Below are 13,750 nucleotides of genomic sequence, written 5' to 3' on the forward strand. Positions count from 1 at the left end.
CTATCGGGGGACGGGCGCGGGCGCGGCGGCGCGCGGCAGCCAGCGGCGGTGGGCGGACGCGGCGGGCTGCCGCAGGAGTTCGAGGCGGGGCGGGATCCGGTCGGTGCGGGCCGACGGGGGCCGGCCGCTGCCCGCCCGCCAGGCGCGCGCCCAGGGGGCGGCCGGGCCCTGGTAGCCCTGGGCCGCGGCGGCGTGCAGGGTCCACAGCGGGTCGTGGATCTGCGCGCGGCCGACGCCGCACAGGTCCGCCCGGCCGGCCAGGATGATCGAGTTCACGTCGTCGTAGGTGGAGATCGCGCCGACGGCGATGGTGGGGATCCCGGTGGCGTTGCGGATGAGGTCGGCGTAGGGGGTCTGGTAGCTGCGGCCGTAGCGGGGCCGCTCGTGGGAGACGACCTCGCCGGTGGAGACGTCGACCGCGTCGGCGCCCGCCCCCGCGAGCGCGCGGGCGATCGCGACCGCGTCGGCCTCGCTGGTGCCGCCCTCGGCCCAGTCGGCGGCGGAGATCCGTACGAGCAGCGCCTTGCCGGCCGGCCACACCTCCCGTACGGCACGCAGCACTTCGAGCGGCAGCCGCAGCCGGCCGTCGAGGTCGCCGCCGTACTCGTCGGTCCGCCGGTTGGTCAGCGGGGACAGGAAGCCGGACATCAGGTGGCCGTGCCCGTACTGGAGTTCCAGCACGTCGAAGCCGGCCCGGTCGGCGCGCCGGGCGGCGCTCACGAAGTCCCGTACGAGAGCGTCCATGTCGGCCCGGTCGGCCTCGCGCGGCACCGGGCTCCGCTCGTCCCAGGCCAGCGGGGAAGCGGCGATCGGCTGCCGGTCGTGCGCGGCCGCTCGGCGTCCGGCGTGCGTGAGCTGGATGCCGAGGCACGTGTCGGACTGGCCGTGGACGAAGTCGGTGATGCGCCGCCAGGCCGCTTCCTGTTCGTCGTTCCACAGGCCGGGGCAGCCGGGGGTGGCCCGGCCGTCGGTGCTGACGGCCGTCATCCCTGCGAGGACCATGCCGGCGCCGCCGAGGGACTGCGTGCTGAGGTGGACGAGGTCGAAGTCGCCGGGGACGCCTTCGCGCGCGGTGTGCAGGGCGGTGGGCGGGACGACGACCCGGTTGCGCAGCAGCAGTCCGCCGAGCGGGTAGGGCCGGAACATCGGCGGCACGGTCGAGGAGCGGTTGACCGCGGTGGTGAACTTCTCGTCGCGCACCCGCAGGTTGTCGTAGGTGACGCGGCGGCTGCGGGTCAGGAGGTTGAAGGCGAACTGGTACGGGTCCTGGCCGGTGTAGCGGTCGATGTGCTCGAACCACTCCAGGCTGGCCTGGGCGGCGCGCTGGGTGGACTCCACCACCGGCCTGCGCTCCTCCTCGTACGCGGCGAGCGCGGTCGGCACGTCCGGGTGCTCGTGCAGGCTGGCGGCGAGGACGAGGGCGTCCTCCATGGCGAGCTTGGTGCCGGAGCCGATGGAGAAGTGCGCGGTGTGGGCGGCGTCCCCGAGGAGGACGACGTTCTCGTGGCGCCAGGTGCGGTTGCGGACCGTGGTGAAGCGGAGCCACTTGGAGTTGTTGGGGAGGAGGCGGTGGCCGTCGAGATGGTCCGCCAGGAGCTCCTCGCAGCGCCGGATGCTGTCGTCGTCGCTGGTGCCCGGCGGGTGGTCGAGGGCGGCGAACTCCTCGAAGCCGGCGCGCCGCCACGCCTCCTCCTCCATCTCCACGATGAAGGTGGAGCGGGTGGCGTCGTAGGGGTACGCGTGCACCTGGAGGGTGCCGAAGTCGTGCTCGTCGACGATGAAGGTGAACGCCTCGAAGACCTTGTCCGTGCCCAGCCACATGTAGCGGCCGGTGCGTTCGTCGAGGTCGGTGCCGAAGGTGTCGGCGTAGGCGGCGCGGGTGGCCGACCGTACGCCGTCGCACGCCACCACCAGGTCGTACGACGCGGCGAGTTCGGCGGCGGGCGGGGCCTGGGTGCGGTAGCGGACGTCCACCTCCAGGGCGGCGCAGCGCTCCTGGAGGATCCGCAGCAGGTGCCGGCGGCCGAGGGCGGCGAAGCCGTGCCCGCCCGAGGTGAGGGTGGAGCCCCGGTAGCGGACGTCGACGTCGGCCCAGCGGGCGAACTCCGCGGACATGGCCGCGTGGATCTCGCGGTCGGCCTGGGCGATGCCGTCGAGCGTCTCGTCGGAGAAGACGACGCCGAAGCCGAAGGTGTCGTCGGGAGCGTTGCGTTCCCAGACGGTGACCTCCCAGTGCGGGGAGAGCTGCTTGGTGAGGGCCGCGAAGTACAGTCCGCCGGGCCCTCCTCCTATGACTGCGACGCGCACGCCGTACCTCCTGGTGATTGCGCGGATTCCGCGCGGGTGAGCAGTTCGGGTTCCTGCGGCCCCGCCGTGCCCAGCCGTTCCCGTACGTCGGCGGGCCAGGGGGTCGACCCGGTCGCGTGGGCGGCCGAATGGGCGATGACCATGCGGCCGGTGGCCGCCTCGCCGCCCTGTTCGCCGCGCACGGTGAAGGCGTAGTGCAGGGAGGCCGAGCCGACCTTGGTGACCTTCAGCTCGGTGCGCACCGCGTCCCCGAACCAGAGCCGGGCCCGGTAGTCGGCCTCGAAATGGACCCGGGGCGTGCTGCCGAACAGGTGGGACAGGCCGAGGCGGTGGAGCAGGACGGCCTCCGCCGCCTCGACCCAGCGCACGACGGTGGAGTGGTGGTAGTGGCCGGCCGCGTCGGTGTCGGTCCATTCGACCCGGCGTTCGACGACGACGCTGGGCTGCAGGGACGACGGTGGGGGCGGCGGCGCGGTCGGGGCGGATGCCGCCGGGGCCTCTTCCGCCGCGGCGGGTGCCGTGGGGGCCGGTGCCGCCGCGTCGGAGAGGGCGCGCTCGCGCAGTGCTCCGCGCCGGAGCTTCCCGGTGCCGGTGCGCGGGAGTTCCGTCACGAATTCGACGGCGCGCGGGTACTTGTACGGGGCGATCGTCTGCTTGACGTGGGCCTGGAGCTCACGGACGGTCCCCTCGGCCGCCGGGACACCGGCACCCAGGACGACGTAGGCCTTGACGACCATGCCGCGCCGCGTGTCCGGGGCACCGACGACCGCGCACTCCTCGACGTAGGGGTGGGTGGCGAGGGCCTTCTCCACCTCGGGGCCCGCGATGTTGTAGCCGGAGGAGACGATCATGTCGTCGCTGCGGGCGACGTACCAGAAGTAGCCCTCCGCGTCGCGGATGTAGGTGTCGCCGGTGATGTTCCAGCCGTTCCTGACGTACGAGGCCTGGCGCGGGTCCGCGAGGTAGCGGCAGCCGGTGGGGCCGGTGACCGCCAGCAGGCCGGGCTGCCCGTCCGGGACGGGATCGCCGTGCTCGTCGACGACGGCGGCGCGGTAGCCGGGAACGGGGCGGCCGGTGGAACCGGGCCGGATGTCCTCGTCGGCCGCGGAGATGAAGACGTGCAGCATCTCGGTGGCGCCGATGCCGTCGATGATGCGCAGCCCGGTGGCGGCGTGGAACTCGTGCCAGACCGCGGCCGGCAGCGCTTCCCCGGCGGACACGCAGCGGCGCAGCCCGGCCAGCCGGTCCACCGCCCCGGCCTCCATGATCGCGCGGTAGGCCGTGGGCGCGGTGAACAGCACGGTCACGCCGTGGGCCGCGACGAGTTCGGCCAGTTGCAGCGGGGCCGCCTGCTCGATCAGCAGGGTGGCCGCCCCGACGTAGAGGGGGAAGACCACCAGTCCGCCGAGCCCGAAGGTGAAGGCGAGCGGCGGTGTGCCGGTGAAGACGTCGTCCGGGCGGGGCTTGAGGACGTGCCGGGAGAAGGTGTCGGCGTTGGCGAGCACGTCCCGGTGGAAGTGCAGGGTCGCCTTGGGGCGGCCGGTCGTGCCGGAGGTGAAGGCGATCAGCGCCACGTCGTCCGCGGCGGTCGTCACGGTGTCGAACCGGCCGTCCTTGGCCGCGCAGAGCGCGGTCAGGTCCGCCGGTCCGGGACCGCCGTAGGTGATGACGGGCAGGTCCGGGAGGTCCTGCGCGTCCGCCCCGCCGGGGCGGCGGGCCGGGTCGAGCTCGTCGGCGTAGCGGTGGTCGCACACGGCGAGCAGGGGCCGGCTGATGTCGGTGAGCTCGGTGAGCTCGGACGCGCGCAGCATCGGCATGGTGGTGACGGCGACCCCGCCGGCCTTGAGGACCCCGAACCACGTGGCGACGAGCCACGGGTTGTTGGGGCCGCGCAGCAGGACGCGGTTGCCGGGAACGAGGCCGAAGTCCTCGGTGAGGACCTGGGCGACCTGGTTGGCGCGCTGCTGCAGTTCGCCATAGGTCCAGCGCTCGGTCGGGGTGAGCAGACAGGGGCGGTCGGGGCCCAGCCGCTCGACGGCGTCGTCGAGCAGGCGCCGAGCGCAGTTGAGCCGGTCCGGGTAGTCCAACTCCGGTAGTTCGAAGTGGAGTTCGGGCCAGAGAGTGAAGGGCGGCAGCCGGTCCCGACAGAAGGAATCGGCATGCGCGGAAGGGGAGAGCTCCATGGGGCGGCACCTCAATCAGGGAGCAGCGGGGAGATGGGGAGAAGATATGTCGAATATTTGGCGTCCGTCAACATCTCGCGATATTCGAGGGAGGGGGCATCGCCGCACACACCCCGGGACCTCCCCCGGGCACCGGCTCAGACCGCGGGAATGCACACGCGGACCGACTTCCCGAACTCATGCGCCACCACGGAGAGTTCGCCACCCAGCTCGGCCGTCAGCAGCTGCACGATCAGCAGTCCGCGCCCGCCCTCGGACTCCGGATCGATCTCGGCGCGCGGAGCGGGCAGCCGCGGCAGGCCTGCGCCCCGATCGGCGACCTCCAGCCGGAGCCAGCCCCCGCCGACGGCCACGCCGACCCGCATCCGGCCGGCTCCCGCATGCCGGACGACGTTGCCGACGAGTTCACTGACGGCCAGCAGCAGGACGTCGACCTCGCCGCAGGGGACTCGCCAGCCTTCGAGCGTGGCGCGCACACGTGCCCTGACCTGCGGGACGCTCGCGGCGACGGGATCGGCGACCCAGTGGACGAAGCTCCGCACCGCGGGTGGAGCGGAACTGCCGGTGGTGGTGAGCATGACGTGCTCCCGGAGGGGAAAGGCGACGTGCCACTGAGGTGTCTCGTGTAACTGCTCCAGAAGTCGGGGCACCTCTGGGCTTGTAGTCAGCGGAAATGCGTCGCTAGAGTCGTGATTACACGTGTAACACGCTACGCCTCCCCCGGTGACTCGCGCAAGCATTTCGGACATACGACGCGAAGCCTGCACGTCGCCCCGCCGGGACCGCCGCATTTGGAAGGGCCGCAATGACGCAATCTCCTCCCACCGAGTTCGATCTCGCCGACATGACCTGGCCGCCCCCGCCGTACCAGTCCCCCGTGCCGCCCGTGACGGGCGCGGACGGCGTGCGCCGGTTCGACGGGGTCACGTACGCGACCACCCCCGGCTACCGCCCCCGCCTGCTCGACGTTCAGGTGCCCGCGGGCGAAGGGCCGTTCCCGGCGGTCGTCTGGATCCACGGCGGCGGCTGGCTGGACGGCGACCGCCGCTACCCGCCGCCGACCGTGCCCGCCGCCCTCCTGCACGGGGCGGTGCTGACGGCCGGGCTCGCGCTCGTCTCCATCGACTACCGGCACAGCCTCGAAGCGCCCTTCCCGGCCCAGCTGCACGACGTGAAGGCCGCGATCCGCTACGTCCGCACCTTCTCCGGCACGCTCGGCATCGACCCGGACCGGATCGGCGTCTGGGGCGAGTCCGCGGGCGGCCACCTGGCGGCGCTCGCCGGACTCGTCGGCCCCGACAACCCGCAGGCCGCGGCGCTGGAGGGCACGCACGGCGTCGGCTCCGGCGACACCGGGGTCCTCGCGGTCGTCGACTGGTACGGCGTCTCCGACCTGGTCGCCCTGGCCGCGCACCCCATGCCGGCCATGCCGTCCGGGATGGAGTTCCCCGATCCCTACGAGGCGCTGCTGGGTGCCTCCGTGGCCGAGAACCCGGAGGCCGCCCGCGCGGCAAGCCCGGTGACGTACGCCGCGGACTCGACCCCGCCGCCGTTCCTGCTGGTGCACGGGACCCGGGACGGCCTGGTCCCGTACAGCCAGAGCGAGGTCCTCGCCGAGGCCCTGAAGGGCGCCGGGGGCGAGGTCACCCTGCAGCCCGTGGACGGCGCCGACCACATCTTCCTCGGAGCCCCGGACATCACGCCGATCGTCGAGGAGAGCGTGGCCTTCCTGGCCCGGCACCTCGGCGCGGGGGCCTGACCGCCGGTCCCGCGGACGCGTTCCGCCGCGGGGGGCGCGGCCCGGCCGCGTCTCCCGCGTTCCCTCGAACGCCCCCCGTCCTCCCTCCTCACCTCCCCCCTCCCCTCCCTTCAGAGCACACACGGCCGCGGGCGCTCCCGCGGCCGCGAGAGGCACAGCCATGCCCGGCACTCCGGTCACCACCCCGCACGACAGACCCGACGGCCCCCGCGCAGCCGCCCGCCGCGCCGGCCCCGGGACATCCCCGCGCCGAGGCCGCGGCATCCTCGTCGCGGCCCTCCTGCTCCTGACGGCCGCCGTGGCGCCGGGCCTCGTGGTCCGCTCCGACGTCACGCATCCGCCCTTCCAGGGGCTGGACGAACGCTGGCTGGTCTGGATGGGCGGCCCCCACGAGGGCCCGTACCTGGCCGCCGCCACGGCGCTGGACTGGTTCGGCGGCCCGGTCGGCGCCGTCATCCCGCTGACCTTGCTGGCCGTGCTGCTCGTCCGCAGGCGCTGGGCGTCGGCCGGATACCTGCTCGCCGGCTACCTCGGCGGCAACATGCTCGTCGTCCAGGGGCTCAAGCACCTGGTGGACCGGCCCCGACCGGCCGACCCCCTGGTCCGTGTCGACCACGGCTCCTTCCCGTCCGGCCACGCGGCCACGGCGGCCCTCCTCGTCGTCACCGTCGGCGTGCTCCTGGTCCCCGCCGCCCGCCGCCGGGCCTGGTGGTTCGGGGGCGCGGCCTTCACCCTGGCCATGATGTGGAGCCGTACCTGGCTGCACGCGCACTGGCTCACCGACACGGTGGCCGGCGCCGCAGCGGGCGCGGGCGCGGGTCTGCTGGTGTGGTGGCTCTTCCAGCCGGCCCTCGCCCGGGAACGCGTACGTGCCCACGACCGTCGGGGGGCGGCCGCGGGCACCGGCTCGGTGGTGACCGACGGCGGATGACCGCCCGGGGTCACGCCTCACACCGAGGCAGCGAGGCGCCCCGTGTCCCCCGCAGCAGGTGCGGGCGCCACGGGGCGCTTCCCGTCGGGCGTCTCCCGGACAGCCGTGGCCGTCCTCAGACGGCGAGCGGGAAGCCGGCGGTCCGCCTCTTGTTGCTCTTGAGACCCGGAATACCGCGGACGTGGTGGACCACCGCGTAGATTTCCTCGCCGCCGGACTCGGACCCGAGTTGATCGCGGGTGCGCAGGATGGAGAACGTTCTCGTCTCCTCGGTCGACTGCGGGAAGAAGAATCTGGGTTCCAGACCGAACAGGCGATCGCCGTCGCCGCCGGAGACCTCCCCCTTGTCGCTTTCGAACAGCGCAACGCTGTCGAACCAGCCCTCCGGGAGCAGCAGTTCATTCGGCGCATAGAAGATGGTGTACGAAACCCGGATCTCATAAAATCCGGCGCCCCTGTCGACGACCCCGATGGTGGGCGTGTCCTTGTAACCAGACATGGCGAAAATTCCTTCGTCGAGAAACAGCGGGATGACGTCCGGCCGCATTGCCGGCGGGATGCTGTTTCGATCCGTGATCCCAGTAGGCCCCGGGGCGGGCCGTCGGTCACGTCGCTGGAATTCGTCGCTTGACACCGCGGCCCGTGGCTGCGGCGTGCCTGCGAACGCGGACGGCCCTCGCTCAGGAGGACATACGGGGCACCAGGACGGCTTCCACGGCCGGGACCGGCACGGCCGTGCCCGTCTCGATCAGCTCGTGCAGGGCGCCGGCGATCTGCGCCGCCGACGGCATGTCCAGCCGGACCGTGGTGAGCGCGGGCTGCTGCAGTGCGGAGAGGACGAGGTCGTCACAGCCGACGAGGGCGACCTCGTCCGGTACGACGATGCCCTCGGCCTGGAGCGCGTGGAGCAGCAGTGCGGCGTACTCGTCGTTGTACGTGAAGACGGAGTCCAGCCCGAGGCTGCGCCAGCGACGGGCGAGAGCGCTCGCGGACTCCCGCGTGTAGGCCAGTTCCACCGGGGTGACGGTCGCCATGTGCCGGGCCGCGACCGACTCGGCGCCCGCGAGGCGCGGCTGCGCGAGGGTGCCGAGGCCCCTCTCCTGGGGCATGACCACGCCGATCCTGCTCCGGCCGCGCGCGATGAGGTGCTCGGCCGCGGTGGCGCCGATGTGGGTGTGGTCGAAGCCGATGGTGTGCACGCCCTCGACGGGGTGGGACGCGAAGGCCAGCAGGCCGCGCACTCCGGCGCGGCCCAGCACCTCGGCCGCCCGGGGGGTGAAGCGGTCGCCGTCCAGGGCGACGACGGCCGCGGGGCGCAGCTCGGCCCAGGCGCGGGCGGCGTCGACGGGGTCGGCGAAGCGGCCCGCGTGGAGCACGGCCGTGTAGCCGAGGCGGTCCAGCTCGCTGTGCAGGTCGTCGACCCAGTCGCTGACGAGGCGGCCGATCGCGGAGATCGACGCGGGCATCAGGACGAGGTTGCTGCGGCCGGCGCGCAGGGACCGGGCGGCGGCGTGCGGTACGTAGCCGAGCTGGCGCGCCGCGTCGAGCACCCGGTCCCGGGTGCCCGCGCTGACCCTGTGGCCCTGGGTGTCGTTGAGGACGAAGGAGACCGTGGCGCGCGACACCCCGGCGAGGCGGGCCACGTCGGCGCTGGTGATCGACGCGGGGACGGCGTGCGTGTCTTTGGCCATGACGTCCCTCGATGCTCCTTCTGCGCTGCTTGCTCCCTCCTTTCAGGTTACACGAGTTAGGTCAAGGGAGCGGAGGTGTGCACAGACGTGCGGGCGGAGCCGTGCAGCAGCCGGGATGCGCCCGCGAGGTCGCCGAGCGCGGTGACGACGGAGTCGAAGCGCATCGTGGTGCGCGCGTCGCTGTCGTACGGCTGCCAGTGCGGCAGGTCCGGATGGTTCGGGTCGCCGGTGCGAACGAAGGCGATCCAGGCCCGGTGCATGGCGTACGCGAGGCCGTCGCGGACGGCGGGAGCATGACCGTCGCGGACGGCGGGAGCAAGTCCGGCCAGGAAGGGCGCGTGCGCCCACTGGTCGAAGTTGTCGAAGACGAAGGGGAGTTCGAGGCAGTGCGCGGCGCCGAGCCGGCCCTCACAGGCGGGGGTGGGCAGGTCGAACTGGTAGGCCCAGACGGGGTTGCCCGATGCCGCCCTGGCCTCGGCCAGCCGGATCGCGGGGACCCTGAAGAGCTCGTCGGTGATGAGGTCCATCAGCACGTCGGCCGGACGCGCGCCGGGCCGGGCGCGCTCGTACGCCGCGTACACGTCGGCGGCGGCTTCGGTCCCGAAGGTCTCCGCGATCCGGTCGGTCACCTGCTCCCGGGTGGCGGCGGCGTAGCCCTCGTCGAGGGCGAACCCGAAATTGGCCTCTTCCCTCGTCCAGCCGATCATGACGTCGATGCCGGCCGCCGCTCCGTTCAGCAGCGCCTGCGCCGGGTGGCTGCGGAGGGTGGTCCCGTCGATCACGGGCAGGAAGGGCGTGGGCCAGTACCCCCACCGCATCGTCTGCATGAAGAGTCCGGCGGCCGCCCCGATCAGCTCCTGCCACGGCAGGGTGCGCAGCTCGGCCACGTCCTTGGCGCCCGCCAGCTCCAGGTAGGCGGCGGTGCGCTCCAGGTAGGCCTCCGGGGCGGGGAGGTCCAGGCCGAAGGGCGGGCTCTGCAGGATCACCCGCCGGATCAGCCCCAGGGTCTCGGGGTGTCCGGCGAGGGCGGCGGTGGACACCGCGCCGCCCGACTGCCCGGCGACCGTGATGAGGTCCGGGTCGCCGCCGAAGGAGGCGATGTTCTCCTTCACCCAGCGCAGGGCGGCGAGCTGGTCGGAAAGCCAGTGGTTGCCGTCCTCGCCCTCCCCGCCCTCACCGGTGTAGAGGTAACCCAGCGGCCCGATGCGGTAGTTGATGCTCACGACGACGAGGTCTCCGTCGCGCGCGAAGGTCTCGCCGGAGTAGCAGGGCAGCGAGCCGGAGCCGGACACGAAGCCGCCGCCGTGGATCCAGACGAGCACCGGGCGGCGCCCGCCGTCGGCGGCGGGCGTCCAGACGTTGAGGGTCAGACAGTCCTCGTCGAACGGCGGCGACCCGTGCCCGCCGAGGACCGGATCGCCGCCTTCCCGGTACATCTGCGGCGCGCTCGGGCCGTCGGCGGTGGCGTCCCGCGTGCCGCTCCAGCCGGCGTGCGGCTGCGCGGGCCGCCACCGCAGGTCGCCGACCGGAGGTGCGGCGTAGGGCACGGCCCGGAAGACGGCGACCCCGTGCTCGGTCGCGCCGCGCAGGCGCCCCGCCGGGAGGTCCACCACGGTCGCCTGGTCCTGACCTGGGGAGTGGGGCATGAGCCGTTCCTTCCTGAGTGCAGCGCACCGGATGCGCAAGTACAGCGAGACTATGGCGTGAATTTAACGCCCGTCAATGCTGCACGATATATCGAGGCTCCTTCGGGATCGCGCCTCACAGCCACAGGCTGTCCGAGGCCATCCGCTCCGCCTCGACCTCCAACAACGGCTTGAAGACCCGCCACAGCACGAGGCAGGCCCCCGCGCCGAGGAGAACGCCGGCGAAGGTGTCGCTGAGCCACTGGGCGTGCAGCCAGGTGCGGCTCCCCATCATGGCGAGGACGTACGAGGCCCCGATCGCCCACCACCAGCGTCGCGCACGCGGCGGGAACACCACCACCGCGACCACGATCACGAGCGTCACCGCGCTGAACACCTGGCCGGAGGGGTACGAGCCGTCGTTCACCAGGACCCACGGGTGCGGCGGACGCGGACGGTCGGCCAGCGCCTTGAGCGGCAGGACGAGGAAGACGTTGGTGACGACGGACGCCGAGAGGACGAACAGGCCCGAGCGCCAGCGCCCGTAGACGCAGAGGCACCCGATCAGCGCGAGCGGCAGGACCAGGCCGAACGGTCCGCCGAGCCGGTCGAGGAAGAGGGCCACCCCGCCGAGCCCGTCCGATCCGCCGGATCCCTCGGCGGAGGAATCGTTCACCGAGGCGGCCCAGCGGTCGTCGAGCTCCTGGAAGAAGGGCTGCTGGTCCATCCGGAGCAGCAGCGCGACCAGGAGCGCGAGGAGCAGCAGGCCGATCCCGAGGGCGAGCGCGTGGCGCGGCGGGGCGGCGGGGAGGTGGTGCCGGGGCGGACGGGAAGGGCCGGGCGGGCGGGGCGGCGGTGTGAGGGAGGGCGAGGAGAACATGGCGGGCCTTTCACGGTCGTCTCCCCAGGCGGTGGGGGCACGCGGAGAGCAGGCGCGGAAATGGGGAACGGGAGGGAGCGGGAGCGGGAGGGAGCGGGAGGGGCACGGGGAGGTGGAGGGGCGGGGAGGCAGGGATGCAGGGGGTTGGCGAGTTGGGGAGTCAGGGAGCTGAAGGCGCTGGGAGCGGGGGGAGCTCCGGGCCGCGGGGTACGGCCGAGTGGGGTGCCCGCCGATCGGGCCGGATCGGGGTGCGACGTCCGGGCCGTGGACCACGAGGCGGACGAAGGAGTCCGCACGGCGGGGCGCCTCCCGGCGGTGGCCGGGGGTACGCCTACGGCCGGGGGCCGCGCCCGGGGCGCCTCCCGGCGGTGGCCGGTGGGAGACGCGGCCGGGCTTCGTGAGCCCGGCACGATCGGCGAGGCGCCCCGCGAGGGACGCCTTGAGGTCCGGGTCGGCCCGCTGTGCCTGGTGGGCGGGCTGGGCCTGGTGGGCGCGCCCGCCGCGTTGTCACGTCGTACGAGCACGAGCGGCAGCAGGGCAGGTACGGGTGCGGATGCAGGTACGAGTACGGGCTGCGCCGTTGCACAGGCACCGCCGGCCACGCTCCGTCGGCCGGGCAGGACGCCCTTCGGCGACGGGGTAGTCGCGGTGCGGCACGGAGTATTGCCGATGCGTGACGGCCGCCACAAGTGCAAGAGGGTTTTTCGACACATCAGCCCTGCGCAGTGACCTCAACGCGATGGTTACACGTCTTCTCATCTCGACCCCGCGGTCGGTCACGATCTGCGCAGCGACCCCCCTCAACCTCTGGCGGAGCCCGGAAATGGGTGCTACACAGTCTCCAACGCACTTGGTGACACGTGTAACAACATCAAGTAAACCGCGGTCGTCCGCCCCACCCCCGGTGACACCGCCGCCCGGCCTCCGCTCGCGGGGCGCCCCTCTCCCCCCACGCACCGCCACCTCCCCGCTCCGTCCCCCGAGGAGTCGTCATGGCCACGCCCGAAGCCGTCGATACGCCCGTACCGCCGATGCCGGAACCCGTCCGCCAACGAGGGCTGATGCCCCTGCTGCTGGTCGCGAACTCCGCGTTGATGGCCGTCTACATGGGTGTCGGATCCGTCCTGCTGCCCACCCAGATCGCCTCGATCGCCCCCGATGACAAGGTCGCCGTCCTGGGACTGATCGGCGGCATCAGCGCGATCTTCGCCACCGCCTTCAACCCGATCGCCGGAGCGCTCTCCGACCGCAGCGGCCGCCGCAACCCCTGGATCCTGGGCGGCGGCCTGGCCTCGCTCGTCTGTCTGGCCCTGCTCGGCAGCGTGAACACCGCGCTGCTCGTCGGCATCGGCTGGTGCCTGATCCAGGCGACGATGAACATCTACCAGGCCGCGGTCACCGCGATCGTCCCGGACCGGATCCCCGTCGCCCGCCGCGGCACCGCGTCCGCGCTGGTGGGGCTCGGTCTGCCCATCGGCGGCACGGTCGGCGTGCTCGTCGCCTCGAACACCGCCGAACACCTGCTCACCGGCTATCTGATCCTCGGCGCGATCGTCGCCGTCTCCGCGCTGCTGCTCACCGGATTCTGCCGGGACGTCCCGCGCAGCGAGTCCGCCGCCAAGGCGCCGGCCGCACCCAAGCGCGCCCAACTGGCCGCCTTCCTCTCGGCCTTGGGCAACCACGACTTCCGCTGGGCCTTCATCGGCCGTGCCCTGATGGTCCTCGGCTACTTCGCCGTCGTCGGATACCAGCTGTACATCCTCGACGACCACATCACGCTGCCCTCCGGGCTCACCCCGCCGGCCGCGATGGCCATCCTCACCCCGGTGTCGATGGTCGCGATGGCCCTCTCCACCGTGCTCGGCGGGCTGCTGTCCGACCGCCTGGACCGCCGCAAGGTGTTCGTCGGCGTATCGGCCGCCCTCGCCGGGCTGGTCATGGTGGTTCCCGTGGTCAGCCCGACGTGGACCGGCATGCTCGTCTTCAGCGCGCTCAACGGCCTCGCCTTCGGCTGCTTCATGGCCGTGGACACCGCGCTCGTCACCCTGGTGCTCCCGAGGGCCGAGGACGCCGCCCGCGACATGGGCGTCCTCAACATCGCGAACGCCGGACCGCAGATCATCGCCCCCTTCGTCGCCTCGGCCGTCGTCACCGCGCTGGGCGGATACACCCCGCTCTTCCTCGTCGGCGGAGCCCTCTCGCTGATCGGCGCGCTCGCGATCCTCCCGATCCGCAGCGTGCGCTGACCGCCCCCCTGCGGGCCCGCTCCCCCGGGCCCGCTCCGGGCCCGCCCCGCGGGACCGGGCCCGGCCGGAACTCCGGCGGGCGCGCGCCGAGGGTCGCGCGCCCGCCGGGCTGCACCACGCACCACCGC

Annotated in this window: 10 protein-coding genes and 1 pseudogene; 3 read left to right on the forward strand and 8 right to left on the reverse strand. The window is 73.1% G+C overall.

What is annotated here, in order from left to right; all coding sequences use genetic code 11:
- From OG472_RS05545 to OG472_RS05560, 4 genes and pseudogenes are all read right to left on the reverse strand, one after another.
- Positions 1 to 2,307: an FAD-dependent monooxygenase gene (locus OG472_RS05545; protein WP_401603207.1), complete on the reverse strand. Its 2,307-nt coding sequence runs from the start codon at positions 2,305 to 2,307 to the stop codon at positions 1 to 3.
- On the reverse strand, positions 2,289 to 2,870 hold the full coding sequence (locus tag OG472_RS05550) for an acyl-CoA thioesterase (protein WP_401604495.1): 582 nt from the start codon (positions 2,868 to 2,870) through the stop codon (positions 2,289 to 2,291). Before OG472_RS05550 ends, OG472_RS05545 begins: the two co-directional genes overlap by 19 nt.
- Positions 2,862 to 4,490: pseudogene (locus OG472_RS05555) on the reverse strand (AMP-binding protein); the annotation flags it as partial. The pseudogene OG472_RS05555 and the gene OG472_RS05550, both read right to left, overlap by 9 nt.
- A gap of 137 nt (positions 4,491 to 4,627) precedes the next feature.
- Positions 4,628 to 5,068, reverse strand: coding sequence for an ATP-binding protein (locus OG472_RS05560; RefSeq protein ID WP_405941027.1), 441 nt, complete (start codon positions 5,066 to 5,068; stop codon positions 4,628 to 4,630).
- Between the two features lie 227 nt (positions 5,069 to 5,295).
- On the opposite strand from OG472_RS05560, the gene OG472_RS05565 reads away from it, so the two are divergent.
- Positions 5,296 to 6,249: an alpha/beta hydrolase fold domain-containing protein gene (locus OG472_RS05565; protein WP_405941028.1), complete on the forward strand. Its 954-nt coding sequence runs from the start codon at positions 5,296 to 5,298 to the stop codon at positions 6,247 to 6,249.
- Positions 6,250 to 6,409: 160 nt separating this feature from the next.
- A complete protein-coding gene (locus tag OG472_RS05570; protein WP_401603212.1) occupies positions 6,410 to 7,180 on the forward strand; it encodes a phosphatase PAP2 family protein in 771 nt (256 codons plus the stop codon).
- A 115-nt stretch (positions 7,181 to 7,295) separates the two neighbouring features.
- On the opposite strand, the gene OG472_RS05575 is transcribed toward OG472_RS05570, so the two are convergent.
- The 4 genes from OG472_RS05575 to OG472_RS05590 all read right to left on the reverse strand — a co-directional run bounded on the left by OG472_RS05575 (position 7,296) and on the right by OG472_RS05590 (position 11,376).
- Positions 7,296 to 7,727, reverse strand: a complete 432-nt coding sequence (locus OG472_RS05575) for a hypothetical protein (RefSeq protein ID WP_405941029.1) — start codon at positions 7,725 to 7,727, stop codon at positions 7,296 to 7,298.
- 133 nt (positions 7,728 to 7,860) lie between these two features.
- Positions 7,861 to 8,871 carry a LacI family DNA-binding transcriptional regulator gene (locus tag OG472_RS05580; RefSeq protein WP_401603214.1) on the reverse strand — a complete coding sequence of 337 codons (1,011 nt, stop codon included), beginning with the start codon at positions 8,869 to 8,871 and terminating at the stop codon, positions 7,861 to 7,863.
- A 56-nt stretch (positions 8,872 to 8,927) separates the two neighbouring features.
- Positions 8,928 to 10,517 (reverse strand): carboxylesterase/lipase family protein, encoded by a 1,590-nt coding sequence (locus tag OG472_RS05585; protein ID WP_405941030.1) that lies wholly within the window; start codon positions 10,515 to 10,517, stop codon positions 8,928 to 8,930.
- Between the two features lie 115 nt (positions 10,518 to 10,632).
- Complete coding sequence (locus tag OG472_RS05590) at positions 10,633 to 11,376, reverse strand: phosphatase PAP2 family protein (RefSeq protein ID WP_401603217.1); 744 nt, start codon at positions 11,374 to 11,376, stop codon at positions 10,633 to 10,635.
- A 992-nt stretch (positions 11,377 to 12,368) separates the two neighbouring features.
- Between OG472_RS05590 and OG472_RS05595 the strand changes: the two genes are divergently transcribed.
- Complete coding sequence (locus OG472_RS05595) at positions 12,369 to 13,622, forward strand: MFS transporter (RefSeq protein WP_401603219.1); 1,254 nt, start codon at positions 12,369 to 12,371, stop codon at positions 13,620 to 13,622.
- The last annotated feature ends 128 nt before the right edge of the window (positions 13,623 to 13,750 follow it).

Source organism: Streptomyces sp. NBC_00207, assembly GCF_045160965.1.
Lineage (GTDB): Bacteria > Actinomycetota > Actinomycetes > Streptomycetales > Streptomycetaceae > Streptomyces.

Excerpts from the sequence above, each read along its gene's own strand:
- OG472_RS05570 (WP_401603212.1), top strand. The coding sequence starts at position 6,410 with ATGCCCGGCACTCCGGTCACCACCCCGCACGACAGACCCGACGGCCCC.
- OG472_RS05585 (WP_405941030.1), bottom strand. The coding sequence starts at position 10,517 with ATGCCCCACTCCCCAGGTCAGGACCAGGCGACCGTGGTGGACCTCCCG.
- OG472_RS05595 (WP_401603219.1), top strand. The coding sequence starts at position 12,369 with ATGGCCACGCCCGAAGCCGTCGATACGCCCGTACCGCCGATGCCGGAA.
- OG472_RS05565 (WP_405941028.1), top strand. The coding sequence starts at position 5,296 with ATGACGCAATCTCCTCCCACCGAGTTCGATCTCGCCGACATGACCTGG.
- OG472_RS05560 (WP_405941027.1), bottom strand. The coding sequence starts at position 5,068 with ATGCTCACCACCACCGGCAGTTCCGCTCCACCCGCGGTGCGGAGCTTC.
- OG472_RS05575 (WP_405941029.1), bottom strand. The coding sequence starts at position 7,727 with ATGCGGCCGGACGTCATCCCGCTGTTTCTCGACGAAGGAATTTTCGCC.
- OG472_RS05580 (WP_401603214.1), bottom strand. The coding sequence starts at position 8,871 with ATGGCCAAAGACACGCACGCCGTCCCCGCGTCGATCACCAGCGCCGAC.
- OG472_RS05590 (WP_401603217.1), bottom strand. The coding sequence starts at position 11,376 with ATGTTCTCCTCGCCCTCCCTCACACCGCCGCCCCGCCCGCCCGGCCCT.